The 25,692-nt window shown below is 70.4% G+C and carries 26 protein-coding genes; 6 read left to right on the forward strand and 20 right to left on the reverse strand.

The genetic code is table 11. From position 1 onward, the window contains the following. Positions 1 to 110 precede the first annotated feature (110 nt). Both BLU79_RS07995 and BLU79_RS08000 read left to right on the forward strand, forming a co-directional pair. Positions 111 to 1,022 (forward strand): trypsin-like serine peptidase, encoded by a 912-nt coding sequence (locus tag BLU79_RS07995; protein WP_177000932.1) that lies wholly within the window; start codon positions 111 to 113, stop codon positions 1,020 to 1,022. An 11-nt stretch (positions 1,023 to 1,033) separates the two neighbouring features. Continuing rightward, positions 1,034 to 1,426 carry a carboxypeptidase-like regulatory domain-containing protein gene (locus BLU79_RS08000; RefSeq protein WP_093904962.1) on the forward strand — a complete coding sequence of 131 codons (393 nt, stop codon included), beginning with the start codon at positions 1,034 to 1,036 and terminating at the stop codon, positions 1,424 to 1,426. 4 nt (positions 1,427 to 1,430) lie between these two features. Here BLU79_RS08000 and BLU79_RS08005 read toward each other — a convergent pair whose 3' ends face one another. From BLU79_RS08005 to BLU79_RS08070, 14 genes are all read right to left on the reverse strand, one after another. Beyond that, positions 1,431 to 2,060 (reverse strand): OmpA family protein, encoded by a 630-nt coding sequence (locus BLU79_RS08005; RefSeq protein ID WP_093904963.1) that lies wholly within the window; start codon positions 2,058 to 2,060, stop codon positions 1,431 to 1,433. Positions 2,061 to 2,068: 8 nt separating this feature from the next. Then, positions 2,069 to 2,647, reverse strand: a complete 579-nt coding sequence (locus tag BLU79_RS08010) for a hypothetical protein (RefSeq protein WP_093904964.1) — start codon at positions 2,645 to 2,647, stop codon at positions 2,069 to 2,071. Positions 2,648 to 2,681: 34 nt separating this feature from the next. Then, entirely contained in the window at positions 2,682 to 3,281 is a 600-nt protein-coding gene (locus BLU79_RS08015; protein WP_093904965.1) for a pilus assembly protein TadG-related protein, read from the reverse strand. Continuing rightward, positions 3,278 to 3,472 (reverse strand): Flp family type IVb pilin, encoded by a 195-nt coding sequence (locus BLU79_RS08020; RefSeq protein ID WP_093905470.1) that lies wholly within the window; start codon positions 3,470 to 3,472, stop codon positions 3,278 to 3,280. Before BLU79_RS08020 ends, BLU79_RS08015 begins: the two co-directional genes overlap by 4 nt. Positions 3,473 to 3,617: 145 nt before the next feature. Further along, on the reverse strand, positions 3,618 to 4,364 hold the full coding sequence (locus tag BLU79_RS08025; RefSeq protein WP_093904966.1) for a response regulator transcription factor: 747 nt from the start codon (positions 4,362 to 4,364) through the stop codon (positions 3,618 to 3,620). Then, positions 4,361 to 5,788, reverse strand: a complete 1,428-nt coding sequence (locus BLU79_RS08030; RefSeq protein ID WP_371131842.1) for a sensor histidine kinase — start codon at positions 5,786 to 5,788, stop codon at positions 4,361 to 4,363. The genes BLU79_RS08025 and BLU79_RS08030 overlap by 4 nt, the downstream gene beginning before the upstream one ends. A gap of 79 nt (positions 5,789 to 5,867) precedes the next feature. Beyond that, positions 5,868 to 6,779: a DUF5936 domain-containing protein gene (locus tag BLU79_RS08035; RefSeq protein ID WP_093904968.1), complete on the reverse strand. Its 912-nt coding sequence runs from the start codon at positions 6,777 to 6,779 to the stop codon at positions 5,868 to 5,870. A gap of 31 nt (positions 6,780 to 6,810) precedes the next feature. Further along, complete coding sequence (locus BLU79_RS08040; protein WP_093904969.1) at positions 6,811 to 7,758, reverse strand: type II secretion system F family protein; 948 nt, start codon at positions 7,756 to 7,758, stop codon at positions 6,811 to 6,813. Between the two features lie 45 nt (positions 7,759 to 7,803). Continuing rightward, positions 7,804 to 9,141 carry a TadA family conjugal transfer-associated ATPase gene (locus tag BLU79_RS08045; RefSeq protein ID WP_093904970.1) on the reverse strand — a complete coding sequence of 446 codons (1,338 nt, stop codon included), beginning with the start codon at positions 9,139 to 9,141 and terminating at the stop codon, positions 7,804 to 7,806. A gap of 12 nt (positions 9,142 to 9,153) precedes the next feature. Then, a complete protein-coding gene (locus tag BLU79_RS08050) occupies positions 9,154 to 9,504 on the reverse strand; it encodes a TadE/TadG family type IV pilus assembly protein (RefSeq protein WP_093904971.1) in 351 nt (116 codons plus the stop codon). A gap of 1 nt (position 9,505) precedes the next feature. Further along, positions 9,506 to 9,826 (reverse strand): pilus assembly protein, encoded by a 321-nt coding sequence (locus BLU79_RS08055; RefSeq protein WP_256333249.1) that lies wholly within the window; start codon positions 9,824 to 9,826, stop codon positions 9,506 to 9,508. A gap of 53 nt (positions 9,827 to 9,879) precedes the next feature. Beyond that, complete coding sequence (locus BLU79_RS08060; RefSeq protein ID WP_093904973.1) at positions 9,880 to 11,145, reverse strand: CpaE/TadZ family protein; 1,266 nt, start codon at positions 11,143 to 11,145, stop codon at positions 9,880 to 9,882. 9 nt (positions 11,146 to 11,154) lie between these two features. Then, a complete protein-coding gene (cpaB, locus tag BLU79_RS08065) occupies positions 11,155 to 11,862 on the reverse strand; it encodes a Flp pilus assembly protein CpaB (RefSeq protein WP_093904974.1) in 708 nt (235 codons plus the stop codon). Between the two features lie 98 nt (positions 11,863 to 11,960). Then, positions 11,961 to 12,770, reverse strand: a complete 810-nt coding sequence (locus tag BLU79_RS08070) for a hypothetical protein (protein WP_256333250.1) — start codon at positions 12,768 to 12,770, stop codon at positions 11,961 to 11,963. A gap of 231 nt (positions 12,771 to 13,001) precedes the next feature. Here BLU79_RS08070 and BLU79_RS08075 point away from each other — a divergent pair, with 231 nt between their 5' ends. After that, on the forward strand, positions 13,002 to 14,690 hold the full coding sequence (locus tag BLU79_RS08075) for a chitinase (RefSeq protein WP_093905471.1): 1,689 nt from the start codon (positions 13,002 to 13,004) through the stop codon (positions 14,688 to 14,690). A gap of 12 nt (positions 14,691 to 14,702) precedes the next feature. Here BLU79_RS08075 and BLU79_RS08080 read toward each other — a convergent pair whose 3' ends face one another. After that, positions 14,703 to 15,152 carry a hypothetical protein gene (locus BLU79_RS08080; protein ID WP_093904976.1) on the reverse strand — a complete coding sequence of 150 codons (450 nt, stop codon included), beginning with the start codon at positions 15,150 to 15,152 and terminating at the stop codon, positions 14,703 to 14,705. 126 nt (positions 15,153 to 15,278) lie between these two features. On the opposite strand from BLU79_RS08080, the gene BLU79_RS08085 reads away from it, so the two are divergent. Beyond that, complete coding sequence (locus BLU79_RS08085) at positions 15,279 to 15,794, forward strand: SigE family RNA polymerase sigma factor (RefSeq protein WP_093904977.1); 516 nt, start codon at positions 15,279 to 15,281, stop codon at positions 15,792 to 15,794. 87 nt (positions 15,795 to 15,881) lie between these two features. Next, positions 15,882 to 17,150 (forward strand): hypothetical protein, encoded by a 1,269-nt coding sequence (locus tag BLU79_RS08090; RefSeq protein WP_177000933.1) that lies wholly within the window; start codon positions 15,882 to 15,884, stop codon positions 17,148 to 17,150. Between the two features lie 37 nt (positions 17,151 to 17,187). On the opposite strand, the gene BLU79_RS08095 is transcribed toward BLU79_RS08090, so the two are convergent. The 4 genes from BLU79_RS08095 to BLU79_RS48905 form a co-directional block, all read right to left on the reverse strand. Beyond that, on the reverse strand, positions 17,188 to 18,507 hold the full coding sequence (locus tag BLU79_RS08095; protein ID WP_093904978.1) for an Nramp family divalent metal transporter: 1,320 nt from the start codon (positions 18,505 to 18,507) through the stop codon (positions 17,188 to 17,190). A 94-nt stretch (positions 18,508 to 18,601) separates the two neighbouring features. Then, the gene (locus BLU79_RS08100; protein ID WP_256333201.1) at positions 18,602 to 19,039 is read right to left on the reverse strand and encodes an ATP-binding protein; all 438 of its coding nucleotides are present in this window, start codon (positions 19,037 to 19,039) and stop codon (positions 18,602 to 18,604) included. 99 nt (positions 19,040 to 19,138) lie between these two features. Beyond that, positions 19,139 to 20,059 (reverse strand): MEDS domain-containing protein, encoded by a 921-nt coding sequence (locus BLU79_RS08105; protein ID WP_093904979.1) that lies wholly within the window; start codon positions 20,057 to 20,059, stop codon positions 19,139 to 19,141. A 56-nt stretch (positions 20,060 to 20,115) separates the two neighbouring features. Beyond that, positions 20,116 to 23,274 (reverse strand): ATP-binding protein, encoded by a 3,159-nt coding sequence (locus BLU79_RS48905; RefSeq protein ID WP_256333202.1) that lies wholly within the window; start codon positions 23,272 to 23,274, stop codon positions 20,116 to 20,118. Between the two features lie 365 nt (positions 23,275 to 23,639). Between BLU79_RS48905 and BLU79_RS08120 the strand changes: the two genes are divergently transcribed. Beyond that, positions 23,640 to 24,992, forward strand: a complete 1,353-nt coding sequence (locus tag BLU79_RS08120; protein WP_093904980.1) for a M14 family metallopeptidase — start codon at positions 23,640 to 23,642, stop codon at positions 24,990 to 24,992. Positions 24,993 to 25,016: 24 nt separating this feature from the next. Here the strand turns inward: BLU79_RS08120 and BLU79_RS08125 are convergent, their stop codons facing one another. Then, on the reverse strand, positions 25,017 to 25,622 hold the full coding sequence (locus tag BLU79_RS08125; RefSeq protein WP_093904981.1) for a hypothetical protein: 606 nt from the start codon (positions 25,620 to 25,622) through the stop codon (positions 25,017 to 25,019). Between the last annotated feature and the right edge of the window lie 70 nt (positions 25,623 to 25,692).

Consider the following 25,692-nt stretch of genomic DNA (forward strand, 5'->3'; position numbering starts at 1 on the left):
CACAGGTCCCCCTCGCACGTCCGACGACTCACGTCCAAATGACTCCAGGGAGTGGACAGTTGACACACTCTTCACGGCTCCGTCGCTCACGAAGACCCCGCCTGCTTGCCGTGAGCGCGGCGATACTCCTCGGCGGTCTCCTGGCCGTACCGTCCCAGGCGGTCGCCGCAAGCACAGGTGAAGCAGACGCGGCAACCGACCTCGCCGTGGGTCTCACCGCGTCCGGCGAGGAACTGGAGGCACCCGGCGGTGCGTTGGCCGCCACCGAGGAGACGATCGAGCCCTACACGGGATCCGGCGACATGACGGGCGCCGGCCCCAACGTCTCCTTCGAGCCCACGCCCGAGGACACATCGGGCGGCGACGTGTCCATCGACTCGGTCATCGGAACCGACAACCGCACTCGCATCACGGCGACGACGTCCCACCCGAGCCGGGCGATCGTCTACCTGACCTCAAGTGACGCCAGGTGCACGGGATTCCTGGTCTCCAAGGACACCGTCGTGACGGCGGGCCACTGCGTGCACCCCGGCGGCACCGGCAGCACGGCCGACTTCTTCAGCGACTTCCGCGCCTACCCGGGCAAGAACGGCTCCAGCAATCCCTACGGCAGCTGCGGCTGGACCCAGGTATGGACGGACAACGCCTGGATCAACGACGAGGACGGCTCCCACGACTGGGGCGTCATCAAGCTCAACTGCAGCATCGGCAACACCGTCGGATGGCTCGGCTACCGCTGGCAGGGCGCCTCGCTCAACGGCACCTCGGTGACGGTCCGCGGCTATCCGGACGACAAGGCGTATGCCACCTTGTGGACGCACAGCGGGTCGATCCAGTACTCGTACACGAACATCCTGGGGTACACGATCGACACCGGGGCCGGTCAGAGCGGCTCCCCCGCCTACGACGCCAACCTCTACGCTGTCGGCATCCACGTGCGCGGGGCCGGTGGATCGATCGCCTACAACCAGGCCAAACGCATCACGGAAAGCCTGTTCGACATCATCCAAGGCATCACCTGACGCGGAGACACATGAGCGGCATCCGCCAAGCACTGCTGACCGGCGTCGTCCTCGCGGCGCTCACCGCATGCGGCACGTCGAGCGGCGACGGCCAGGACGGGGGCGGCGCGCACGGCACCGTCTCCGGCAAGGTGCGGGCCGCCGACGGCACGGGGGTACCCGGGTGCCCCGTCGTTCCCAAGCTCGTCGAGGGCGATGTGGGCGTACCGGAGAAGAGCGTCGTCTCCAAGGAGGACGGCTCCTACAGCTGGCCTCTGCCCCCGGGCACCTACGACTTCACGGTCGTGTGCGACAACGAACGGGATCCCGCCGTACCGGACAGATACGACGGGCTCGAAGGAAGCTCCTCGAACGTGCAGGTCCCCTCCGGCGGGACGACGGCTCTGGACATCGACCTGTCCTGAGCCGTCAGCTCTCCGTGCGCGGGAAGGAGACCTCCACCCTGCGGTTCTTCTTACGGCCCGACTCCGTCTCGTTGGAGGAGATCGGGTACTGCTCGCCGTAGCCCCGCACCTCGTACGTGATCGTCGAGTCGTTCAGCTCCGACTCCAGAACGCCCTGTACGGCGTTCGCGCGCTTCCGGGACAGGACGTCGCCGTGTGCGGAGGAGCCCAGGTTGTCGGTGAAGCCGAAGACGCGGATCCGGGTGGCGTTCTGGGTCTTGATCTCCTCGGCGATCGACGAGATACGGGCCTTCGCCTCACCGGTCAGCTTCGCGCTGTCCTTGGGGAACAGGACCTCGGCCTGGAGCGCGAACTTCACGTCCGTGTTGGTGTCCTCCCGGCGCTCCTCGCCGGCCTGGTCCTCCACCACCTGCTTGATGTCCAACACCTTGGCCTCGGCGAGCGTCGCGCCCTCCGGAAGCTTGAGGTCGGGGTCGTTCGCGTCGACTTCGACGGGGGCGGCGGCCGTCGCCTCGGTGCCGGGCGGGACGCTGGGGTCGTCGGCCGCGTCGGCGGTGGTGGCGCCGAGGATGTTGGCGGCGACCATGAGGGTGGCCGCGGTGAGGGTGAGGGGGAGGCGGGGGGTGCGGGTCATGGTTGGCCTCACCCGGAGATCTGGATGGTGGCTGCGGCGAAGGTGGGGAGCTGGAAGCTGACGTCGGCCGTGTTCGAAGGCGGGGAGGGGAACTGCATGAAGACCGGGATCGAGTCGCCGGGCTTGATCCGCGGCATGCCCGTCGTCGTGAGGGGTCGGCCGTCCGTGTCGCGCAGCACGTAGTAGCGCTTCTTGCTCGCCGAGTCGACGAGCGTGGCTCCGCCCAGCGATGTCCCGTGCCTGATGATCTCGGTCTCGTCGCCCGACGTACGCGCGGACAAGCGAGCCGCCTCGTCTCCGTCATTCTTCAGCTCACCGCTCACAGTGACGAAGCCCCCGGAATCGCGCTGAGCAGAGATGATCTTGAGGATCAGTCCGTCCTCGCCCTTGAGTTCGGCCAGCGGCTGGTCTTTCCCTTCCTGAGCACTGGGGTTGGACCCACCGTCCGTAGAAACGGGAGCCGATGCCTCCGGCTTCTTGTCGTCGTCGCCTCCACTACCGCAGCCGGCCACGCCGAGGGCCAGTCCAGCCGCAACGGTCAGCGCGACCATCCCCCTCTGGGCCTTCGTGGTGAACCGAATGCTCATGCCTCTGCTTCCCTCGTCACTCGTCGATCGCTTGTCAGTCGGCCAGATGGACATGGAAGAGGTCCTCGGGCCCCGGGAGATCGCCGAGATCCTCCGGGTCCAGGGTCCATTTCCTGTCCTTGCAGGTGAGCTCCGGCAGTACACCCTCCCCGGCATCCTCCCCCGGGAGCTCGAACTCGCAGAGCGGCTCGATCACGGCGGTGGCGGTCGCAGTCGAGTGCATGTCCTCCGTGCCGGGCACGATGGAATCACCGACAGGTTTCGTGGTCTCGACATCGACCACGTAGCCAGGCGGCAGTCCGAGCATCGACTCGCAGGCCGCCGTGGCGTCGTTCTGCGCCGCCAGTTGTTGCGCGCGCCCGCAGCCGTCGAACACCACACCCTCGCCGTCGAAGATGTCCTGCCACTTCGTCGGGTCGAGTACGTTCTCCACCCACTCGTCCGTGAGCTTGTCCCGAGTGTCCAGAGCCGCCGCGAGCGCTGCCGCGTCCGCTGCCGTCTGGGCGCCGTTCCGATTTGCAGCGGCCTGGCCGACCGCAAGATAGGCGAACGCGAGAAAGAGCAGGCCCCCCACCACCGTGATGTAGATGGGAAAGGCCTGCCCTGCGTCGCCGAACCTGCGGCGCCTGCTCATCCGGTGAGCTCGTCGATCTTCTCCACAATCGCGTCGTAGATCGTCTGCCCGATGTCCGTCCCCGTGATCGCCAACACAATGGCCACCACCACCGCAATGATCCCCAGGTACTCCACCGCCGTCTGCCCCCTGTCGTCGCGCCCCGCGCGTGAGCGGAGGTGTGCGACGGCGGTGTAGATCCACTTGCTCATGGTGTTCCCCTCTGGTGTCCGGCGATCGCTGAGCACTTCGCTCGTAATGCTCATGAGAAAAGTAAGCGCGATTACCCGGAACACCAGAGGGTCCCAGGGCCCAATTCCGGGCCCCGTCCGAAAACCATCGCTGCGCCATCCCCGATCAGCTCCGTCCTGGGTGTGAACCCGGGGCCGTGCCCAGCCACTTGGCGGCGGCCTCCGCTCGGCTGGTGCTGTGGAGTTTGGCGAAGATGCGGTTGATGTGGTTCTTGACCGTCTTCTCGCTGATGAAGCAGGCGGCGGCGATCTGCTGGTTGTTCATGCCCGATGCGATGAGGTCCATGATCTCCGCCTCCCTCCTGCTCAGCTGGAACCGCGAACGGTACACCGATGACTGTCCCACATCTGGTTGCACTTGCGAAAGGCGTTCCGGGGAATTGCTTGTAGTGGTTGATAGTTGAGGGTTTGCTTCCGCGAGCGACGGCGCTGCCGCTGCCGTAGCGCTGAGACGAGGCGGCCCACCCGACCTGATGTCCCGTACGGCCTCCACCAGTTCGTCCGTCGTGAACTCACCGTGGACCAGATAGCCGACTGCCCCTCGGCGCAGGGCCTCCCGGACCGTCTCCGACTCCCCGCTGTACGTCAGCATCAGCACCGGGGCGATGCGGACGAGGTGGGGCAGTGCCGTGATGCCGTCCATGCCCGGCATGCGGACGTCCAGGAGGATCGCGTCGGGGCGGTGGCGGCGGGCCGCCTCCTGGGCCTCATGGCCGTTCGTCGCCTCGGCCACGACCGTTATGTCCGCGTGGGTGGAGAGGAGGGCCGTAAGGCCTGCTCGGACCACCGGGTTGTCGTCGGCCACGACGAGTCGGAGAGGCGTGGTGGCAGGGGGTGGCTTCCGCTCGGTCATGGGGTCGCCGCCTCTGTCGTCCTTGTCCCCGTCCCCGTTCCCGTCCCTGTTCCCGTCCCTGTCCCCGTCCCCGTCCCCGCCAGGGCCGCCAACGGGAGTTCCAGGCTGATCTCCGTGCCGCGTGCGTGTCTGCCCTGGCCGATGTGGATGCGGGCTCCTATCGAGGCGGCCCGTTCGGTCATGCCCAGCAGGCCGAAGTGGCCCGTCCGGCGGAGGTGTTCGACCGTTGTGCCGGCGGGGAGGCCCCGGCCGTCGTCCCGGACGGTCAGGCGGAGCGCTTGCGCCTCCACGCCCGCGCGTACGTCGACCCGGGTCGCGTGCGCGTGGCGGTGGGCGTTCTCCATGGCCTCCTCGGTGATGGTGAGGAGGTGGCGGGCCACGGCCGGCGGGACCGGAGGCAACGGGGTCTCGCCCATGGCCTCGTACGTGGCGCGCATTCCGGTGCGGGTCGTGAAGTCCTCGGTGCGGGCCGCCAGTTCCGGCGCGATGTCCGTCGCGTGGTCCGGGTCGGACTCGCGGCGCAGGTCCGCCAGAAGCTCCCGGGACTCGGCGGCCGCCCGGCGGGCGGCGCGGGAGACCAGTTCCGCCTGCTGCCTGATCCGGGAGGGGTTGGCGGAAGACGCCGCCGAAACCGCCAGCCCGTCCGCCGCCAGCGCCACGCCGTGCAGCGTCTTCGCCACCGAGTCGTGCATCTCGCGGGCCAGCCGGGCCCGTTCCGCGCTCACCGCCTCCGTGACCGCCAGGCGGGCCTGGACCTCCGTCAGGGCCTGGGTGGCCGTGCCGAAGCGGAGCATGAGGTTGCGCAGGGACGAGCCGAGGGCACCCGTGATGACGCAGAGGCCCGGGCGGAGGAGTTTCTCCGCCAGGCCGCTGCCCGCCTGCGCCTCCCTGTCGATCGCGTAGGCCAGGAGCAGGATCAGGGACTGCGCGCTGGCGAACACCGCCGCGCCTCGGTAGCCGTAGACGATGCCGGCGAGCAGCGGGGTGCAGACGCTGACGTAGGCCAGCGTGGTGTCCGGGCCCGCGGAGACGAGGAGGAGGGAGGTGAAGAGGGTGTCCGCCGCGAGGAGGGTGGGGTGGCGCAGGAGGAGGGGGCCGAAGCGCTCCCAGTCGCGGAACAGGACGTAGGAGCCCATGAACGTGACCACCACCGCGGCTCCTACCAGGCGGGCGCCCAGGCCCGGCGCCGCGTTGAGCAGGGCTCCTGGTGCGGCGAGCGCGATCATGGCGAGCCGGAAGCCGAAGACCTGGCGGCACAGCGCCTGGAGGGCGTTTATCTGGAGGGCGATCGTCGACGAGCGCTCCGGCTGCTCCACGGTCACCGCCCGGGACGTCCGACGGGGTCGCAGCAGCGGTGCGAGGCCGAACGCCACCCTCGGCAGCCCGGCGTTCATCTGCGCCGTTGTTTCCATCCGTACCGGCATCCCTGCCATACCGCCCTCCCCTCCCTCAATTCCCCTACGCCCCGTACTTCCCGCACTTCCCGTACTTCCCCGTCAACGACTACTCCCCCGTCAACGACCCGAAGTCCGTCCCCGACCCCAGCAGCAGCCCCGCACCCAGCAGGATCATCGTCGCCGGAACCATGAACGTCGTGATCATCATCGTGGCCTTGGGTACCGCCCTGGCCGCCTTCCGACGGGCGTTCTGGGCGTCGGTCCTGCGCATGTCCTTGGCCAGCGCCACCAGTGTGTCGACGATCGGCGCGCCCAGCTCCTCCCCCTGCTGGAGCGCCGTCACGAACATCGCCACCTGCTCGGAGTCGTTCCGGCGGCGGAGTTCCGCGAAGGCCTGGCGGCGGCTCATGCCGAGGTCCATCTGGCGCAGGGTGATGCGGAGTTCGTCGGCCCAGGGGCCCTCGTACTTCGAGGCGACCCGGTCAAGGGCCTGGCGGAAGCCCAGGCCCGCGCTCACCACGACCGCGAGGACGTCGAGGAAGTCGGGCAGGGTGCGTTCGATCTCGTCCTTTCTGATACGGATCGCCGACCAGATGCCGACCTCCGTCCAGAAGGCGCCGAAGGCCAGCAGCAGCAAGGCGACCAGCACCTGGCCCCGGAGCAGGAACACCAGGAAGCCGACCGCGCCCAGGAAGCCGTACACCGCCCGCCGTGCCGCATAGCGGTCGATGGTCAGGCCGCCGGGGTTGCCCGCGAGGTCGATCTTGCGGCGGTACCTGGCGACCAGCTTCGGGCCCATCAGGCGCAGTACCGCGGGGGCGTAACGCATGCCCATGCGGTCGATGAGCGAGTCCACGGCGCCGGTGCGGGTCGCGCCGACCTCCAGGGCCAGTGCCAGGTCGCTCGGCAGCTTGGTGTCCGCCCGGTACATGCGGATACCGGCGAAGATGCCCCACACGCTCAGGCCCATCAGCAGGGCCAGGACCAGGCCGAGTTGTCCGATTGCGGTCGTCGTCATCGTCGTCTTCCTCCCTTCCCGCTTCCGCGCCTCAGACGTCGATCCGCGACAGGCGGCGGATCAGGATGAAGCCGACCGCGTACAGCCCGAACGCGATCAGCACCGCCGCCTGGCCGACCGGGGAACCGGTCATACGGTCCAGGGCGCCGTCCTTCACGCCGTTCATCAGGAACAGCGATCCCACGCCCAGCACCGGGACGGCGTACGACGTCATGCTCACCTGGGAGAGCTGGGTACGGACCTCGCGCCGGGTCTCCTTGCGCTCCTCCAGCGTCTCGGTGAGGTTGCGCAGTGCGCTCACCACCTGGCCGCCCGCCCGGTTCGACAGGACCAGCGTGGTGACCAGGACGACCAGTTCGCGGGACGGGAGGCGCTCGGCGAGCTCGCTGAGGGCGTCGTCCATCGAGGCGCCCAGGGCCAGCTGGTTGGAGACCTTGGCCAGCTCCTCGCCCGCCGGGGCCTCCAGCTCCTCCGCGGCGAGGCCGATGGCGGTGCGCATGGCGAGGCCCGCGTGGGCGGCGTTGGCCAGGATGCGGGCCAGTTCGGGGAGTTGGTTGATGAACTTCTCGATGCGCTTCTGGCGTTGCCAGTTGAGGAACTGGACCGCGGCCCAGATGCCCAGGAGGCCCGCGATCGGGCCGAAGAAGGGCGCGAGGGCCGCCTGGCCGATCAGCCACAGGCCCGCCACCGTCGCCAGCATGTAGGCGAAGAACTCGCCCGGCGTGATGTCCAGGCCCGTTGCCGCGAGCCGCAGTTCTAGCTGTTTGCCCAGTTTCGTACGGCGCAGTCGGCGGTCCAGATCGGCGAAGCGGCGGCGTCGGCCCCCGGCCCCGGTGATCTGTCCGGTGGACGTCAGGCGGTCGACCAGGGCCTGGCGCTGGGCCCGGCCGGCGGCGTACACCTGGACGCCCAGCACGACCAGTGCGCAGGTCAGCAGGGCTGTGCCGGTCGTGAGGGTGATGCGGGTCTGCAGGTCCATAGCGACCGTATGGACGACGGTATGGGGTTCCATGGCAACGGGTTCCTACCTGGCTTCTCGGGTGGCGAGCTCGAGCGGGGACTGGGCGACGCCGAAGGCCTGAGGGATCGGCTGGCTCGCCAAGTAGAGGCGGTCCGCGGTGCGGCGCGGGAGGGGGAAGTACTGGAACGCGCCGTGTACGCGGCCGTCCGGGGTCATGGGCTGGGCGTGGAAGCGGGCCACCGTCGCCAGGCGGTACGGCTCCGCCCCGTGGCTGTCCAAAATCGCGATCTCGGTGATCCGGCGGGCGCCGTCCGGGAAGCGGGTCAGCTGGATGAGCACGTCCACGGCGCTGTTGATCTGGTCGTGCAGCGCCTCGAAGGGCACCGTGACGTCGGACATGGACGCCAGCGTCTTCAGCCGCATCAGGGCGTCCTCGGCGCTGTTGGCGTGCACGGTGGCGAGGGAGCCGTCGTGGCCGGTCGACATCGCCTGGAGCATGTCCAGGGACTCGCCGCCGCGGACCTCGCCGACCACGATGCGGTCGGGGCGCATCCGCAGGGAGTTGCGGACCAGGTCGCGGATGGTGACCTGGCCCTTGCCCTCGACGTTCGGCGGGCGGGACTCCAGGCGGATCACATGGGCCTGCTGGAGCTGGAGTTCGGCCGAGTCCTCGATGGTGATGATGCGCTCGGACTCGGGGATGAGGCCGGACAGGGCGTTCAGCAGGGTCGTCTTTCCCGTGCCCGTCGCGCCCGAGACGATGATGTTGAACTTGGCCTGCACCAGCCCGGCCAGCAGATACACCATGGGCTCGTCGAGCGAGCCGAGGCCGATCATCTCGTGCAGGGTGAAGGAGCGGGGGAAGCGGCGGATCGTCAGGGTGGCGCCGGTGAGGGACAGCGGCGGGATGATGACGTTCACGCGCTCGCCGGACGGCAGGCGGGCGTCCACCATCGGGTTCGACTCGTCGACCCGCCGGTTCACCGTGGAGACGATGCGCTCGATCGTCTGCATCAGCTGGTCGTGGGAGGGGAAGCGGAGCGGCAACTGCTCGACCCGGCCGCCTCGTTCGACGAAGATCGCGTCCGGACCGTTCACCATGATCTCGGTGATCGACGCGTCCTCCAGCAGCGGTTCCAGGATGCCCAGGCCGAGGGCCTCATCGACGACCCGGCGGATCAGCTGCGAGCGCTCGACCGTCGACAGCACCGGGCCCTCACGGCTGATGATGTGCCCGAGCACCCGCTCCAGGCGGGCCCGGCGCTCGGCCGCCGCCAGCGAGCTCATCTCCGCGAGGTCGATCTCCTCCAGGAGCTTGGCCCGATAGGAGGAGACCATCTGGCCGTCCTCGCCCCGGCTGCCGTTCTCCTCCGGGGTGTTGATGCGTGACCTCAGGCTCATGGCGATCCTCGTTCAGTGGTCGAGCGGCATGGTCGCGGTCTTCTGGGCGTCGCCGAAGTCCCAGCCGGGGACGATGGACGGGATGTCGACGATGGCGGTGACGGTGACCTCGTCACCGCCCTCCGCGGGGACACAGCTGACCGAAAGCCAGTCGCTGATCGCGTTCACACAGCCGTCCTGCGCGCTCCCCTCCAGCGAGGCGGCCCGCGCCCCCGCCCTGGCCGCCGTACCGGCCTGCTGGGCGGTGTAGGCGATGAGCCCGACCTGTACGCCCGCCATGGCGACGAGGATCAGGATCGGGAGGAACCCGAGGTACTCGATGGCGACCTGGCCGCGGTCCCGGACTTTCGAGTCGTACGACATCTCAGTCCTTCTCCTCCTGCACGGCCCCCGCGTGGCCCTCGACGGTGAACGGGAAGCCGATCGCGCCGGGGAAGAGGACGGGCACCTCCAGGGACACATCGGCCGTGACATAGCCGCCGCTCACACCGCACTCCACACTGGCGCCGCCCTCCCACGCGCCGGGCAGATGCTGAAGCCCGGCCTCCTCGCAGGCCGCCTGCCCCTCGGACGCGGTGGCGGCCCGCGCCGCCTCGTCCGCAGCATTCCCCGCCAGCGAGAACGTGTACCCCACCAGCACGAACTGCCACAGCAGCACCAGCGTGATGATGATCAGCGGCATCATGCCGAGGAACTCGACGGTGACCTGCCCCTTGTCCCCTCGCCCCGGCCGCCCCCTCACCGCCCCAACTCCTTCCGCCGCCGGAACGTCAGCGCCGCCCGCTCCCCGCCCCGCGCCTTGCCGTTGCGCCGGTGCAGTGCCCCCTCCGTGCCCTTGACCAGCCCCAACTCCCCGGCGAGCGCCCAGAGGGCCTGCCTGACCGTGCTCTTGCCGTCCAGTTCGTGCACCCGGCCGGCGTCGACCGCGCCCTGGAGTTCCTTGAAGTTGGCGGGGATCGCGGTGGCGGCGATTCCGGTGCCGGTGATCTTCTGGATCAGGGCGGGCTGGATCTCCGCACCGCGCGAGTAGCGGTTGACGACGATCGTGGTCTCCTCCGCCTTGCGGATCTGCAGCCGGTCCCACATCCGTACGGTGCGCTTGGCGCCCCGGACGGCGACCACGTCCGGGGTGGTGACCAGGAGCGCCGTGTCGGCCATCTCGACGGCCGCCGCGCTCGCGCCGGTCAGCTGGCCGCTGCAGTCGATGACGACGACCTCGTAGCGGGAGCGCAGGGCGCTGACGATGTGGCGGGCGGCGCGGTCGGTGACCTCCTCGCCGCGCTCTCCGTCGCCGGGGGCGAGGAGCAGGGCGACCCCGGTGTCGTGCCGGAACACCGCGTCCGCGAGCACCCGCGGCGAGATGTCGTTGATGGCGGCGAGGTCGACGACCGAGCGGCGGAACTGGATGTCCAGGAAGGCGGCGACGTCCCCGGTCTGGAGGTCCATGTCGAGCAGCGCAGTGCTGCGGCCGGACGCCTGGGCGGCGAGGGCCAGTTGGATGGCGGTGAGCGTGGTGCCGACCCCGCCCTTGGCGCCGCTCACCGTCACGACGGTGCCGCCGACCCCGCTGAACACGTCCTCCCCGCCGGCGCCCAGATGCCGCCGTACGCCCACCGACCACTGGGCCACCGCGTGCACCCGGCTGGCCAGCTCCTCGTAGTGCAGCGGCAGGGCGACCAGGCCCCGTGCCCCGTAGTCCATGGCGGCCTGGAAGAGGCCGGGTCCGGCGTCGGACGTCACGAGGATGACGCCGACCGCCGGGAAGCGCAGGGCGACCTCGCGGATGAGCTCCAGGGCCGGGACGGGGCCGATGCGCTCGTGGACGACGACGACCTCGGGCAGCTCGTCGACGGACTCGGCGGCGAGGCGCGCGAGGGTGTCCACCAGCTGGGTGGAGTCGGTGACCGGGGCCACCGGCTCGGCGTCGGGGAGCTGGCTGAGCAGCGTCGTGAGGGACCGGACCGCGTCCGCGTCGCCGACCGCCGGGAGGATCCTCGTGGGCATGGGGGCCTCTCACTTGTCCTTGGCGAGTTCGTACGTGCGGTCCGTCGCGGAGGTGTCGGAGGAGCCGCCGGGTGCCACCAGGGCGAGCCGAACCTCGTCGGCGAACGACTCGGCGTAGGTGATGCGCTGGGCGTCGACGGCGGTCAGGGCGAAAGTGATCGGGACGGCCTCGGTGGGCTGCCGGCCGCGGTCGTTCTCGTCGGGCTCCAGCGAGGTCAGCTTGCCCACGTCGATGACCCTGGCGTTCTCGACGATCAGCTTTGACTGGTCGGGGGCGCTGTCGCTCCGGCCCTCGAAGGTGGCGTAGACGTTGACCTTGGAGCCCGGGGTGATCTTGCCGGCCACGCCGGTGGCCGCGTCGATCATGATGGCGAGTTCCTGCTCGTCCGGCTGGAGGGCGGGCTGGTCGACGATCATGTCGCTCTGGAGCAGGGAGCCCTGGCGCAGGGTCGTGACGGCGATCTTGCCCTGGATCTCACGGAGGTTCGTGACCGCGTTCTTCGACAGCCACCGCTCGGGCATCTCGATCTTCTCGAACTGGGCCGCGCTGAGCGGGGTGTAGGGGGCCACGTCCCGCCTGAGCTGGTAGGCGGTGACCTCGGGACCGACCTTGGACTTCACGTCGCTGATGACGGAGAGGACGCCGGCGAAGGCGCCGAGGGCGCAGACCACCGACAGGAGCAGGAGTATCACGCCGCGGCGCTGACGGGAGTTCATGAACCGTACAACCTCATTGGGGGACTCGGTCGGGAGCGGTCGGGTGGGGTCGGGCGGCCTCGGCGGCCGGGGTCCGGGGTCCGGGGTCCGGGGTCCGGTCAGCCTGCGCGGGCCGGTTGCTCGTGGGCGGGCGGGGTGGCGGAGCAGAAGACGCAGCGGTCGCCGATGACGTCGATGCCGCACCAGTGACAGGAGTTCTGCCGTACGGAGGTGACCAGTTGGTAAAGCACCGGCAGGTCGGGCAGATAGGCGCAGAACTCGATCAGCTTGGACGTCCCCCACCAGGTCGCCGACTCGGCGGGCAGCACCGCCTCGCGCAGGCCCCGCGCCCGCCAGGACGGGGCCAGGGTGGCGGTGACCCAGTCGGACTGGAGCTGCCCCTTGGCGACCAGCAATGAGGTGCCGAACTCCGGGCCGGGGAGGGTGACTCCCGGACCCATCTTCGCCAGGTACGGGGTGGGGTGGGCGAGGACACCGAACTGGCTGCCGGGCACCCAGGACTTGGCGTGCGACTTGAGGTCGACGGGGATGCGGTCCAGCTTGGTGACGGAGCCGAGCAGTGCCCCGGCGTGGATGTAGTGGGTGAGCAGCCGGCCGGCGGAGGCGAGGACGCCGGGGCTGAGGTCACAGGAGGCCAGCTGTCGCAACTGGCGGGCGAGGACGGCGAGTCCGAGCGGGGGCAGTTCGGGGCGGAACAGGGCGATACGGTCGCTCTCCAGCAGGGATCGTACGGTGCGCAGCCGCTGCACCACCGCGCGCGGGGCGGCCTGTGAGCAGACGACGACCACATGGCCGTGCTGATCGATCAGGGTCTGCATGTCCGCCAACGACAGGTCCAGCGACTCCTGACCGAGGTCCCCGAGCACGACGGCGGGCACGGTTCGCTCATCCTGCGCCGGCAGCGCCATGTCGGCGCTGGTCACGGCAATGGCAGTTGGCACACGCAGCTCCCCGGTGACTTCATTGCGTGACTACTTGAGCACTGTATCCACGGCTTTGTGGCCGGAGAACAGCTTCTCTCCAGCCGAGAAGCAACTCCACTCGCACAAGTCACGCTAAAACGGGGCAGGTTACGCACACGAACTCTCCACTACCGGAATCTCTTGACACATGAATTGGTCTGGACCAAGTTGTTCGACATGCCTATTGTCATGTCCATACGCGGCAGATTCAGGGCGGGCGCGGTCACCGCGGCCCTCGCCCTCGCCTTCCTCCCCACGGGCCAGGCGTCCGCGGCGGACGTCAACAACGCCAAGAACGCCGGCTTCGAGGCCGGCCTCAGCAACTGGACGTGCTCCGCGAACAGCGGCACGACCGTCACCTCCCCGGTGCACGGCGGCACGACGGCCCTGAAGGCCACCCCGGCCGGGCAGGACAACGCCCGGTGTACCCAGGCCGTGGCCGTCAAGCCCAACTCGACGTACACGCTGAGCGCCTGGGTGCAGGGCGGCTACAGCTACCTCGGCGTGACGGGCACGGGCACCACGGACGTGTCGACCTGGACGCCGGACTCGGCGGCCTGGAAGCAGCTGTCGACCACCTTCACCACCGGCGCCGCCACGACCTCGGTGACGGTGTACACGCACGGCTGGTACGGGCAGGCCTCGTACTACGCGGACGACGTGTCCGTCTTCGGCCCCGACGGCGGCGGTGGCACCGACCCGACCCCCACGATCCCCGGGGCGCCGAGCGGCCTCGCGGTGTCGGGCACCACCTCATCCTCGGTCTCCCTGGCCTGGAACACCGTCTCGGGCGCCACCGGCTACAACGTCTACCGGAGCGGCACCAAGGTCACCGCGGTGACCGGCACCTCGGCGACCGTGACCGGGCTCGCGGCCTCCACGTCGTACTCCTTCCAGGTCACGGCGACCAACGCGGCCGGTGAGTCGCCGAAGTCGGCGGCGGTGACGGGCACGACCACGGCGGGTCCGGTGGGTCCGGCGCTGCCCAAGCACGCGGTGACCGGCTACTGGCAGAACTTCAACAACGGCGCCACGGTCCAGAAGCTCGCCGACGTCCAGTCCCAGTACGACATCATCGCCGTCGCCTTCGCGGACGCGACCTCGACGCCGGGCGCGGTGACCTTCAACCTGGACTCGGCCGGGCTGGGCGGCTACACCGTCGACCAGTTCAAGGCGGACATCAGGGCGAAGCAGGCCGCCGGGAAGAAGGTCATCGTCTCGGTGGGCGGCGAGCGCGGGACGGTGGCGGTGAACGACGCCTCGTCGGCGGCGAACTTCGCGAACTCGGTGTACGCGGTGATGCAGGAGTACGGCTTCGACGGCGTCGACATCGACCTGGAGAACGGCCTCAACGCGACGTACATGACGCAGGCGCTGCGCTCCCTGTCTTCGAAGGCCGGCTCGTCGCTGGTCATCACGATGGCGCCGCAGACCATCGACATGCAGTCGACGTCGAACTCCTACTTCCAGACGGCCCTGAACATCAAGGACATCCTCACGGTCGTCAACATGCAGTACTACAACAGCGGTTCGATGCTGGGCTGCGACGGCAAGGTCTACAGCCAGGGCTCGGTGGACTTCCTGACCGCCCTGGCCTGCATCCAGCTGGAGGGCGGCCTGGCCCCGTCCCAGGTGGGTCTCGGACTGCCGGCCTCGCCGAGCGGCGCGGGCAGCGGGTATGTCTCGCCCACCCTCGTGAACAACGCCCTGGACTGTCTGGCGAAGGGCACGAACTGCGGCTCCTTCAAGCCGTCCAGGACCTATCCCGACCTGCGGGGCGCGATGACCTGGTCGACGAACTGGGACGCCGCGGCCGGAAACGCGTGGTCGAACGCGGTGGGGCCGCATGTGCACGGGCTGCCGTAGCAGCCGCTGACCTCAGCCCATCGGACGGTAGTGGCCGAGCACCCAGGCGAGCTGCGGGAACCACTCCTGCAGCCTCGTCCGGGGCTTGGCCTCCACCACACACTCGTAGAACCGGCCGTCCATATGGACCACGGCGACCATCAGGGCCTTGCCGTCGGGGCTCGCCTTGTAGTGGACACTGCGGATCTCGGGCCAGGGGAACTCCATCGTGAAGTCCGCCAGCTCGAAGACCACGCCGGTTACGTCGACGACGACCGCGTTGCGTTTGTCGACGGCCAGGAACTCGGGGCCGGCCGGCGCCGGCTGGGGCGGGGCCGGGGCGTACGGCGGCTGCGCGGGCGCGTAGGGGGGTTGTGCGGGGGCGTTAGGGGCTTGCGCAGGGGCATTGGGGGGTTGTGCGGGGGCGTATTGCGGCGGGGGCGGGCCGAAGCCCGGGGCGGGTGGGGGTGGCTGCTCGGTCATCGGGGTCCTGTGTCCTTGTGCGCGCTGGGAACTTCTCGGTGCTGCGGTGAAACATTCTCCCTGTCCCGCCGCATCAGTGAAGTGAGGACCTCGCCGACAGCCGGCACACAGCAGCAGGGGGAACGCATGAGACAGGGCCGCGCCGACGAGTACGCGGAGTTCGCCGCGGCCAGGGCCGGCCATCTGTACCGGTCGGCCTGTCTGCTGACCGCCGGGGACACCCACCTCGCCGAGGACCTCGTCCAGGAGGCACTCGGCCGGATCTACGTCCGCTGGGGACGCGTCTCCCGGGTGGACAACCCCGCCGGGTACGCGCAGACCGTCCTCACCCGTGCCTTCCTCGCCCATCAGCGGCGGCGCAGCAGCACCGAGCGGGCCACGGACACGATTCCCGACCGCGCCGCGTCCTACGGCGGCCAGAGCGACCTGCCGCTGCGGCTGACCCTGCTCCAGGCGCTCGCCGGTCTGCCCGCCAAGGACCGGGCCGTGATCGTCCTGCGGTACTGGGAGGACCGGTCCGTCGAGGAGACCGCCGACGCGCTGAACGCCAGTTCCGCGGCGGTGCGGACGCGGTGCACGCGGGCGCTCGGGCGGTTGCGCGAGCTGCTCGGAGAGGACCTCGACGAGTACGCGGCCTCCTGACCCCGGCCTCCTCGCACCCTGCCCTATCCCCATCCCCATCTCACTCCCTCTCCCACGACCCCACATCCCGAGAAACGGTGGTTTGCCATGCCTGTGGAACACGACGAGGAGCACTTCGCGGGGCGGCTCGGCCACGCCCTGCACTCAACCGGTGACCACTTCGAGGCCGACCGGGCCGCGCTCGTCGCCGGCGGGCTGGCGCGGGGACGCCGGCAGCGGCTGCGGCGGCGGGCCGCCGTGGCGGGCGGCGCGGCCGGGATCGCGCTGGTCGGTGTGGGCGGGGCGCTGCTCGTGCCCTGGGACGGGACGCCCGACCCGCTGCCGTCCACGGCCACGTCCACCTCCATGTCCAGCGTGGCCGGGCAGCCGTCCGGCACACCGGCCACCGCTCCCGTGACCGCCGGCGAACTCATCGAGACGCTCGAAGGGCTGCTCCCCGAGGGCAAGGTCAGCGAGCAGGAGGGGAGGGGCGCCGAGGAGGCCATGCTCTCGCCGTACGCGCACCTCGTGTTCGACGACGGCAAGGGGCCCGGAGCCCTCAGCGTCAGCCTGAACCGGATCGATCCGGGCAGCGACCGGGCCCGCCAGGTGGTCGACTGCCCCGACAAGGCCCTGATCCCGCACGACAGTTGCGTCTCCAGTCGGCTGCCCGACGGCTCCCTGCTCATGCTGTTCCAGGGCTACGAGTATCCCGACCGGCGCGTCGACACCAAGAGGTGGACGGCCGACCTGGTCACCCCGACCGGACAGCACATCTCCGTCAGCGAGTGGAACGCCGCCGCCGAGAAGGGCGCGCCGGTCAGCAGGCCCGAACCGCCGCTGTCCACCGGCCAGTTGAAGGAGCTGGTGACGGCACAGGCCTGGCGCGGATACGTCGACGCCATCCCCGAGGACCCGAAGAAGCCGGGGCCGTCGGCCACGCCGAGCACCGTCGTGGAGCCGGACGTGGACACGGTCCTGGCCACGCTCGTCCCGCTCCTCCCCAAGGGCGTCGAGGTCGTCGAGGAGGGCGACGACTACACCTACCTCGTCCTCGACGACGGCAAGGGCAGGAGCTACGTCCAGATCGACGTGCAGCACGGCATGGGGGACGTCGCCGACGAGCTGTTCGGCGAGGACGCCGAGACGCTCCCGGACGGCACCAAGGTCGCCTTCCGGGAGAGCGGCGGCGACAAGGGCGTCGACGGCGCCGTGATGTGGACCGTCGACACCCTGCGTCCGGAGGGCTTCCGCGTCGTCATCAGCGCCCTGAACGCCCCGACCCAGCACGACGCCCCCAGCCGCGAGACCCCCGCCCTCACCAAGAAGCAGCTCCGGGAGATCGCCCTCAGCTGGAAGTGGGAGCAGTTCCGCTAGGCCTCTACGGCTGCTGTCCGCTAGTTCTCTACGACTTCTAGAAGAACTCCGACCACGGCTGGTCCCAGACCTGCTTCACGCACAGCACCAGGAACAGCAGGCCCGCGATCACGAGCATCGCGTTGCTCACCGGCCCGTTGCGCCACTCCCTCGGTGTGCGGGAGGAGTTGAGGAGCCAGATGAGCGTGCCGGCGAGGAACGGGAGGAAGGCCGCGCCCAGGACGCCGTAGATGATGATCAGGCGGAAGGGTTCGCCCTGGAAGAGCAGGACCATGGGCGGGAAGGTCAGCCACAGCAGGTACGCGCGGAACGGCCAGGAGCGTTCGCGTGCGCCGGAGGCGACCTCCTCGCCCTTCTGCTCGCCCTGCCCCCGGAAGCGGGCGAAGAAGTCCGCGAACATCAGGCTCACGCCGTGCCAGACGCCGATCAGGGAGGTGTAGGAGGTGGCGAAGAAGCCGATCAGGAAGAACTTGGCCGTCGCGGTGCCGTACTCCGCCTCCAGGATGTCGCTGAGCTGGAGGAGCCCCTTGTCGCCGCTGGCGATGGCCACGTTCGCCGAGTGCAGCAGTTCGGCGCCGACGAGGAGCATCGCGATCACGAAGATGCCGGTGGTGGCGTAGGCGACGCGGTTGTCGAGCCGCATGACCTTCATCCAGCCGGTGTTCGTCCAGCCCTTGGCGTTGACCCAGTAGCCGTACGCGGCAAGGGTGATGGTGCCGCCGACTCCGCCGATCAGGCCGAGGGTGTTGAGGATCGAGTCCTTCTCGTCCGGGAGGACCGGCAGCAGGCCGGCGAAGGCGTCCGGGAGGTTCGGCGTGACGCGGATCGCGAGATACACGGTCACCACGAACATGACGCCCACCATGACCGTCATGACCTTCTCGAAGACGGCGTACTTGTTGAACCAGACGAAGACCAGTCCGACGAGTCCGCAGGCGATCGCCCACCATTCGAGGTCCATCACGTTCGGGAACAGCGCCTGGAGCGGCAGCGCGCTCGACGACATCGCGGCCGCGCCGTAGACGAAGCCCCAGATCACGGCGTAGACGCCGAAGAAGTACGTGGTCCAGCGGCCGAGGCTCGCCCAGCCGTCGAAGAGGGTGCGCCCGGTGGACAGATGCCAGCGCCCCGCCGCCTCCGCGAGCGAGATCTTCACCAGGCAGCCGAGGACCGCTGCCCAGAGCAGCGTGTAGCCGAAGTTGCTGCCCGCGATGAGGGTGGCGACGAGATCGCCGGCGCCCACGCCGGTCGCGGCGACGACGATGCCGGGCCCGATGTAACGCCAACTGGACTTACGGGGGCTGGAGTCCGCCTCGCCCACCGGTGATGCCGCTGTGTTTCCCGTGGTGTCCGCCATGAGCGTCAAGAAAGCGCAAAGGCGCTGAGGGGACAAGAGGGCGTGCGCGATCTCCACCCAATGTGCTCACGGAGGTTTGGGGGGTCCGCGACCGTCACCGGCAGCAGTCGTCGGACCCGCACGTACCCAGCTCGAACCACACCGTCTTGCCCGTCCCGTCCTGGTGGCAGCCCCAGCGCCGGGCCAGCGCTTCCACCAGGAACATTCCGCGGCCGTTCTCGGATCCGCCCGCGTCCAGCACGGTGGGGACTCGACGACCCGCGTCCCGCACCTCGCAGCGCAGGATCCCGTGCGCGGCGAACAGGGTGAGCCGGAAGCGGCCCGTCGAGTGCAGCAAGGCGTTGGTGGCCAGCTCGCTCACCAGTAACTCGGCCACGTCCGCCACGTCGTCCAGGTCCGCGAACCCCCATCCCTCCAACTGCCTTCGAACCTCCGCACGGGCATCACGGACCACGGAGGGACGAGGGTCGTACTCGACGCTCAGATGGCCGGCCCTCATGGGCGGTTGGGGATACCCGGAGAGGTGCAGCATGGGTCCAGGGTGGCGGTACGGGGGTGCGGGCGCACGGGGAGGAATACCTGATTCCATACCTGTGTCGATCCGTACGCGCGCACCCGCACCGGGCCCCCGCTACCCGTACTGCAGCCGGACGCTCGCCCCCTCCCCTTCGTCGCGGACATCGACGTACGCGCACACCTGCCGGGCGAACCACAGCCCCTGCCCGGGTTCCAGTTCCGCGCTCGGCGGCGGTACGAAGCCCGCGAGCGGGTCGTCGACGCGGCGCGCGATGCGCAGTTCGGCGACGCACGCCGGGGCCTCGCCCCACAGCAGGGCCCCGTCGAGCGGGCCGAGGGCACCCGCCGCCTCCGTGACGGCCGTGGCGAACAACTCCGCGTCCGCGGCGGACAGTCCGCGGGCTGCCGCCCAGGTGCGTACGGCGTCGCCGGTGGGCGCCGGGCCGGGGAACCGCTCGGCGTCGGCGGGGGCCGGTGGCTGCGGTACGGCGTCGAGTTCCGCGGCGAGTCGGACCGGGTCCTCGTACACGCCGGTGTCGGGGTGGGCGCGGCGGGCGGCGGCGACGATGGCGGGGCCCGCGACGCGGGCGTCGTAGGCGCACAGGGCCGTCGTCGCGAGTGGGGCGAAGAGGAGGTTGGCGAGGGCCTCGTAGCGGATCCACTCGGCGGTCTCCCGCGGCGAGCGGCCCGCTCGGCCGCCCCAGACGGGCTCCATGAGGAGATGGATACGGCCGCCGGGGCCGGCGTTCGCGGCGAGGTAACCGGCGCCCTGGGCGATCGCGTTGGCGGCGGAGCCGGTGTACCACTCGGTGTGCGGGACGAGACCGACGTCCTTCGCGTCGGTGCCGAGGGCGTCGCGCAGTAGGTCCAGGCTCGCGGGGGCTGCGATGGCCACGGGCGGGGGTTCGCCGGGGGCGGCGAGGGCTTCGGCGAGGAAGGGGAGGGCGGTGGCGAGGAACTCGTCGTCGGTGGCGTAGACGGCCATGCGATGGTCGAAGGGGGACTGGGACGGGGACGGGGCGGGTTGGGGGGTCATGGGGTGGGCCCTCCTTGGGAGCCGGTGTCGGGTGTGCCGGTCGTGGGTCGTGGGGCTCAGCGCTGGGCCGCCACCCAGGCCGCGATCTGGCTGCGGTTGCTGAAGCCGAGCTTGCCGAGGATGCGTTCCACGTGGCCCTCGGCGGTGCGGCGGGCGATGACCAGGCGGTCGGCGATCTGCTGGTTGGCCAGGCCCTGCGCGACGAGTTCGGCGACCTCGGTCTCGCGACGGGTGAGGTGGACGCCGGTCGTGGGGTGGAGGGATCCGGGTCTGCCGTTCGCCGTGCGAGTGTCCGTGGTGCCGGTCGTGGTCGTGGCGGCGTCTGTTGTGCTTGTGGTGCCGGTGGGCCGTCCGGACTGTTTGAGCTGCTTGAGCTGTTTGAGCTTTCTGCCGTCGTTGATCGCGTAGTCGACTGTCTCCGTGAGGCCGAGTGCGGTGCCGCGTTCGTACGCCCGTCGGAAGGCCGGTCCGTCCAGGGCCTCGCGGGCGCGGGTCTCGCTGTCGTGGCGGGTCGCGTTGAGGGCCGCCGATCCCCAGCGGTCGCGGTCGATGGCGGACCAGGTGCGGTCCGCGGTGCCGAGCAGGACGGCCGCGCGTTCGTGGGCGCCGGTCTCCGTGGCGATGGCGGCCAGCAGGTCGAGGGTGAGGGCGATGCCGATGACGTCGTGGACGGCGAGCTTGAGGCGCAGGGCCTGGCGGGCGTGGTGTTCGGCCCGGCGCCACTCGCGCTGCACGGTGTGGGCGAGGGCGAGCATCCGCAGCACGTACGAGTGCACCCACTCCTCGCCGTGCCGTTCGCACATCTGCCGGGCGCGCTCGCAGACCTCGACGGCGCGGTCGGCCTCGCCCAGGAAGCCCAGCGCGCAGGCGAGTTCGACCTGGTCGAGGCCGTGCAGGCTCAGGTGCTGGCCGGGGACGGGGCCGCGGGCGACGCTGGCCTCGAAGTGCTTCAGCGCGGTCGGGAGGTCGTCCAGGAAGAGGGTGATGACGCCGATGGCGTACTCGGCGTGCGCCGCCTCCGCCTCGTCGTCCAGGGCGCGGGCCAGGGCGTGGGCGTCGCGGGCGCGGGCGAGGCCGGCGGTGAGGTCGTGGGTGGCGGCGGCGAGGAGGCCCGCGATCCACAGGCCGCGGGCCCGTTCGCGGGTCGGCTCCGGGTTGGCGGCCAGGGCGCGGTCGAGCCAGTGGCGGCCCTCGCGGGGGGCTCCGCAGGCGTGCCAGTAGAACCAGAGGGTGCCGGCGAGGCGCAGTCCGGGGAGGCGTTCGCCCGGGGTGGTGAGGCTGAAGTCGAGAGCGGCGCGGAGGTTGTCCTGGTCGGCGCGGAGGCGGGCGACGATCTGTGGCTGGCCCGGGCCGAACCAGGCGCTCTCGCAGGTGGCGGCGCGGTGGAGCATCCAGTCGCGTTGGCGGCGGCGGGCGGCGTGTTCCTCGCCGGGGAGGCGGCGCAGGCGGTCCAGGCCGTAGTGGCGCAGGGTGTCGAGGAGGCGGTAGCGGGTGGTGTCGGGGGCGGACTCCCGGCACAGTACGGACTTGTCGACGAGGCCGGCGATGGCGTCGAGGACGTCGTCGGGGTCGATGCGGATGGCGGTGGCCGCCAGGGGTTCCTCGCCCCCGCCGCCCCTACCCGTCCCGTCCTCCAGGGGCGCGGCCCCTTCGCCCCCGCCAGGGACTCCGCCCCTGGACCCCACTGGGAGCTCCGCCCCCGGCCCCCCGACCTCGCCCACCCTCCCCCACGCTCGGCTTCGCTCACACGGGGGCACCCCCATCCCGACTCGGTCGGCCAAGAGGCCGGCCTCACCCCTCGGCTCCCCCGACCAGGAAGCTCCGCCAGCCCGAACCACCCCCGCCGCTTCCTCCCCACCTGCCCCGGCTCCCCTCAGCGCCTCCTGCCCGCTCCTCCCGAATCCCCCCGCTGAGCCCTCCCAACCAGCCCCGAATCCCCGCGCCGACTGGCCCCCACCCGCCCCGGCTCCCCTCGCCGCCTCCTGCCCGCTCCTCCCGAATCCCCCCGCTGAGCCCTCCCAACCAGCCCCGAATCCCCGGGCCGGCTCCTGCCCGCTCGTCCCACATCCGCCCACCGGCTCCTGCCCCCCCGCCCCAAGCCCCCTCGCCGGCTCCTGCCCGCCCGCCCCGAGTCCCCCCGCCGACTGCTTCCCGCCCCTCCGAGCTCCCCCCGCCCCTTCCTCGCCCGCCCGAACCACCCCCGCCACGTCCTCCCAACCCACCCGACCCGAGCCCGCCACGTCCCCCAAACCCATACGCCCCGCCCCCGCCACATCCCCCCAACCCACCCGACCGGCCCCCGCCACGTCCTCCCCACCCGCACACACCGCCTCCGCCGTCTCGAGATCAAAGCTCCCGGCCAGCACCGACAACCGCGCCCACACCAACCGCTCCCGCTCGGTGCACAGTTCGTGGCTCCAGTCGACCGCTGCCCGCAGGGTCTGGTGGCGGGGCAGGGCGGCGGGGCTGCCGCCGGTGAGGAGGCGGTAGCGGTCGTCGAGGCGGTCGAGGAGTTGGGTGACGTCCAGGACTCGCATGCGCACGGCGGCGAGTTCGATGGCGAGGGGGAGGCCGTCGAGGCGGCGGCAGAGGCGGGCCACGGCCGCCCGGTTCGCGGCGGTCAGGCGGAAGCCGGGGACCACCGCGGCGGCCCGGTCGGCGAAGAGGGCCAGGGCCGGGTAGCCCTCCGGAGCGGAGAGGTCGCCGTCCGGGTCGGGGACCGGCAGCGGCCGTACGTCCAGGAGGTGTTCCTCGGTCAGGCCCAGGCGGTGGCGGCTGGTGGCGAGGATCCGTACCCCGGTCGTGCCGTGCAGCAGGGCCGCGGCGAGTTCGGCGCAGGCCGGCAGCAGGTGTTCGCAGTTGTCGATCAGCAGGAGCAGCCGACGGTCCCGTACCCGCTCCACCAGCGCCTGCAACGGCGGGCGCGCGGAGTGGTCGTGCAGGTCGAGGGCGTCGGCCGCGGCGAGCGGGACGAGCTCGGGGTCGTCCAGGCCGGAGAGGTGCACGTACCGCACGCCGTCCGGGAAGGTGCGCCGTACGGCGGCCGCGATGCGCGCGGCGAGGCGGGTCTTGCCGACGCCGCCGGGGCCGGTCAGCGTGACCAGCCGGGTCCGGGTCAGCAGCTCGCGGCCTGCGGCGAGTTCGCCGCGCCGGTCGACGAAGCTGGTCGTCTCGACCGGCAGTTGGTGATCCCGTCGTGGCGCTGATCCGCCCATGATCAGCCGTTCCTTGGGGGGTGTCGTCCGAAGGAGCCAGGAGTGGAGGAGCCGGGGGGAGTCGGAGGGTGCGGCGTTCCCCACCACTCCCGCCGCTCCCACCGCTCCCCCCTTGCGCGGTTCCTCACCCTCCCCCGCCCTCACGCCGCCCCGCACATCCGGATCACCCCCCTGGGTGGACTTGGTCGGGGGCCACTCCGCGCGGAGGGCACGCGCGTACACTGCGCGGCTGATTTTCGAAGGGTTCTCGCCATCGGTCAGCGAGTCACTCTTGACCTGCACATGCCACCACTCCACGATGAGCGCCACACCCGCACTACGTACGTCGCACTGAACCCCACCCCCCACTCCCACAAGGAGACTTCATGCGACTCCGCATCCGCGGCTCAGGTGCCCGCAGCGGCAGACGTACCGCCGCGCTCGCCACCCTGCTCGCCCTCACCCTCGCGGCTCCCCTTTCCGCGAACGTGACCGCGAACGCCGACAGCGCCGCCAAGGCGGCCTCCTCGGCCGACGACGTCCGGCAGTACGAGATCCACATGCACTCCACCGCCGAGGACCGCACGGCACTTCAGCGCACGGGCGTGACCGTGGACGAGACCCACGGCCACGGCGTGGTCGTCTCCGGCCGCGCGGACCAGATCAAGAAGCTGAAGTCGCTCGGCTACGACGTCACCCCGCTCGGCGCGGTCCCCGACCGGTCCGCCGACGAGGACGACGTACGCCTCTTCGACTTCCCGTCCGGCGACTCGCGCTATCACAACTACGCGGAGATGACGAGCGAGATCAACTCGCTGGTCTCGGCCAACTCCTCCATCGCGAGCCAGCGCGTCATCGGCACGTCGTACCAGGGCCGGAACATCGTCGCCATCAAGATCAGCGACAACGTGGGCACCGACGAGGCTGAGCCCGAGGTCCTCTTCACGCACCATCAGCACGCCCGTGAGCACCTGACCGTCGAGATGGCGCTCTATCTGCTGCGCGAGCTGACCTCCGACTACGGCACGGACTCGCGGGTCACCAGCATGGTGAACAACCGCGAGATCTGGATCGTGCCGGACCTCAACCCGGACGGCGGCGAGTACGACATCGCCACCGGCTCCTACCGGTCGTGGCGCAAGAACCGGCAGCCCAACTCCGGTTCGTCGTACGTCGGGACCGACCTCAACCGGAACTGGAACTACCGGTGGGGTTGCTGCGGTGGGTCGTCGGGGTCGACGTCCTCGGACACCTACCGGGGCGCGTCCGCCGAGTCGGCGCCGGAGGTCAAGGTTGTCGCCAACTTCGTGCGCAGCCGGGTCGTCGGCGGCGTGCAGCAGATCAAGGCCGGGGTCGACTTCCACACGTACAGCGAGCTGGTGCTGTGGCCGTTCGGGTACACGTACTCCGACACGACGACCGGGATGACCGCGGACGACCGGAACGCGTTCGCGACCGTCGGGCAGAAGATGGCGGCCAGCAACGGCTATACGGCCGAGCAGTCAAGTGACCTGTACATCACCGACGGGTCGATCGACGACTGGCTGTGGGGATCCCAGAAGATCTTCGGGTACACCTTCGAGATGTACCCGTCCTCCAGTTCCGGAGGCGGGTTCTACCCGCCCGACGAGGTGATCGAGCGGGAGACGTCCCGGAACAGGGATGCGGTGCTGCAGCTGCTGGAGAACGCGGACTGCATGTACCGGTCGATCGGGAAGGAAGCCCAGTACTGCAGCTAGTCGGCCAGTTGGCCGACCGGCCGGCTACTCGGCGTCCGCGTCCTCGAAGTAGGCGTCGAGGACCGCGTCCAGTTGCTCGTCCCACTCCTTGAAGCGGCTCCTGGCCGTCGCCTCGATCTCGATCGGGTACCAGCGGCGGTCAGGAGTGTGCACCGTGATGGTGAACCGCTTCCCGAAGCGCGGGGCCTCCGTCTCGACGGCGCCGATCTCGTCCCAGCGGAACTCGCACTCCTGGTCGTCCAGGGAGAGCCGTACGCCCTTGTGGTCGGCGACGATACGAGCCCGGCGGTCGGCGGCCTCGAAGACGGGCCCGTCGACGGGAGCCTCCTCTTCGGCCTCGTCGTCCTCTTCCTCGGCCTCGTCGTCAGCCTCCTCGTCGTCCTCCGCCGCGGGCTCGCCGTCGGCTTCGAGGTCCGTCTCGTCGGCATCGGTGTCCGCGGACTCCGGCTGCTCGGATTCCCTCTCCTCGGAAGGGGCTTCCTCGGCGGTGACCTCATCGGCCACGTCCTCCTCCTTGCCCTGCACACCCCCCGACTTGGCGGACGCGGGCGAGGTGAGCCCGGGGATGAAGGCCGGGTCGAACCCGGCGCCTTCCAGGGGCTGGCTGCCTGAACCTATGCGCTGCTCCACAGCGGAGCAGTATGGTCGACGACCCTGTGTCCCGCGCAACCAGCCCCCGCATCGTTACACGATGATTCAC

Source organism: Streptomyces sp. cf386, from assembly GCF_900103585.1.
Taxonomy (GTDB): Bacteria; Actinomycetota; Actinomycetes; order Streptomycetales; family Streptomycetaceae; genus Streptomyces.

Excerpts from the sequence above, each read along its gene's own strand:
- BLU79_RS08000 (WP_093904962.1), top strand. The coding sequence starts at position 1,034 with ATGAGCGGCATCCGCCAAGCACTGCTGACCGGCGTCGTCCTCGCGGCG.
- BLU79_RS08005 (WP_093904963.1), bottom strand. The coding sequence starts at position 2,060 with ATGACCCGCACCCCCCGCCTCCCCCTCACCCTCACCGCGGCCACCCTC.
- BLU79_RS08010 (WP_093904964.1), bottom strand. The coding sequence starts at position 2,647 with ATGAGCATTCGGTTCACCACGAAGGCCCAGAGGGGGATGGTCGCGCTG.
- BLU79_RS08015 (WP_093904965.1), bottom strand. The coding sequence starts at position 3,281 with ATGAGCAGGCGCCGCAGGTTCGGCGACGCAGGGCAGGCCTTTCCCATC.
- BLU79_RS08020 (WP_093905470.1), bottom strand. The coding sequence starts at position 3,472 with ATGAGCAAGTGGATCTACACCGCCGTCGCACACCTCCGCTCACGCGCG.
- BLU79_RS08025 (WP_093904966.1), bottom strand. The coding sequence starts at position 4,364 with ATGACCGAGCGGAAGCCACCCCCTGCCACCACGCCTCTCCGACTCGTC.
- BLU79_RS08030 (WP_371131842.1), bottom strand. The coding sequence starts at position 5,788 with ATGCCGGTACGGATGGAAACAACGGCGCAGATGAACGCCGGGCTGCCG.
- BLU79_RS08035 (WP_093904968.1), bottom strand. The coding sequence starts at position 6,779 with ATGACGACGACCGCAATCGGACAACTCGGCCTGGTCCTGGCCCTGCTG.
- BLU79_RS08040 (WP_093904969.1), bottom strand. The coding sequence starts at position 7,758 with ATGGACCTGCAGACCCGCATCACCCTCACGACCGGCACAGCCCTGCTG.
- BLU79_RS08045 (WP_093904970.1), bottom strand. The coding sequence starts at position 9,141 with ATGAGCCTGAGGTCACGCATCAACACCCCGGAGGAGAACGGCAGCCGG.
- BLU79_RS08050 (WP_093904971.1), bottom strand. The coding sequence starts at position 9,504 with ATGTCGTACGACTCGAAAGTCCGGGACCGCGGCCAGGTCGCCATCGAG.
- BLU79_RS08055 (WP_256333249.1), bottom strand. The coding sequence starts at position 9,826 with ATGATGCCGCTGATCATCATCACGCTGGTGCTGCTGTGGCAGTTCGTG.
- BLU79_RS08060 (WP_093904973.1), bottom strand. The coding sequence starts at position 11,145 with ATGCCCACGAGGATCCTCCCGGCGGTCGGCGACGCGGACGCGGTCCGG.
- cpaB (WP_093904974.1), bottom strand. The coding sequence starts at position 11,862 with ATGAACTCCCGTCAGCGCCGCGGCGTGATACTCCTGCTCCTGTCGGTG.
- BLU79_RS08070 (WP_256333250.1), bottom strand. The coding sequence starts at position 12,770 with ATGGCGCTGCCGGCGCAGGATGAGCGAACCGTGCCCGCCGTCGTGCTC.
- BLU79_RS08075 (WP_093905471.1), top strand. The coding sequence starts at position 13,002 with ATGCCTATTGTCATGTCCATACGCGGCAGATTCAGGGCGGGCGCGGTC.
- BLU79_RS08080 (WP_093904976.1), bottom strand. The coding sequence starts at position 15,152 with ATGACCGAGCAGCCACCCCCACCCGCCCCGGGCTTCGGCCCGCCCCCG.
- BLU79_RS08085 (WP_093904977.1), top strand. The coding sequence starts at position 15,279 with ATGAGACAGGGCCGCGCCGACGAGTACGCGGAGTTCGCCGCGGCCAGG.
- BLU79_RS08090 (WP_177000933.1), top strand. The coding sequence starts at position 15,882 with ATGCCTGTGGAACACGACGAGGAGCACTTCGCGGGGCGGCTCGGCCAC.
- BLU79_RS08095 (WP_093904978.1), bottom strand. The coding sequence starts at position 18,507 with ATGGCGGACACCACGGGAAACACAGCGGCATCACCGGTGGGCGAGGCG.
- BLU79_RS08100 (WP_256333201.1), bottom strand. The coding sequence starts at position 19,039 with ATGCTGCACCTCTCCGGGTATCCCCAACCGCCCATGAGGGCCGGCCAT.
- BLU79_RS08105 (WP_093904979.1), bottom strand. The coding sequence starts at position 20,059 with ATGACCCCCCAACCCGCCCCGTCCCCGTCCCAGTCCCCCTTCGACCAT.
- BLU79_RS48905 (WP_256333202.1), bottom strand. The coding sequence starts at position 23,274 with ATGGGCGGATCAGCGCCACGACGGGATCACCAACTGCCGGTCGAGACG.
- BLU79_RS08120 (WP_093904980.1), top strand. The coding sequence starts at position 23,640 with ATGCGACTCCGCATCCGCGGCTCAGGTGCCCGCAGCGGCAGACGTACC.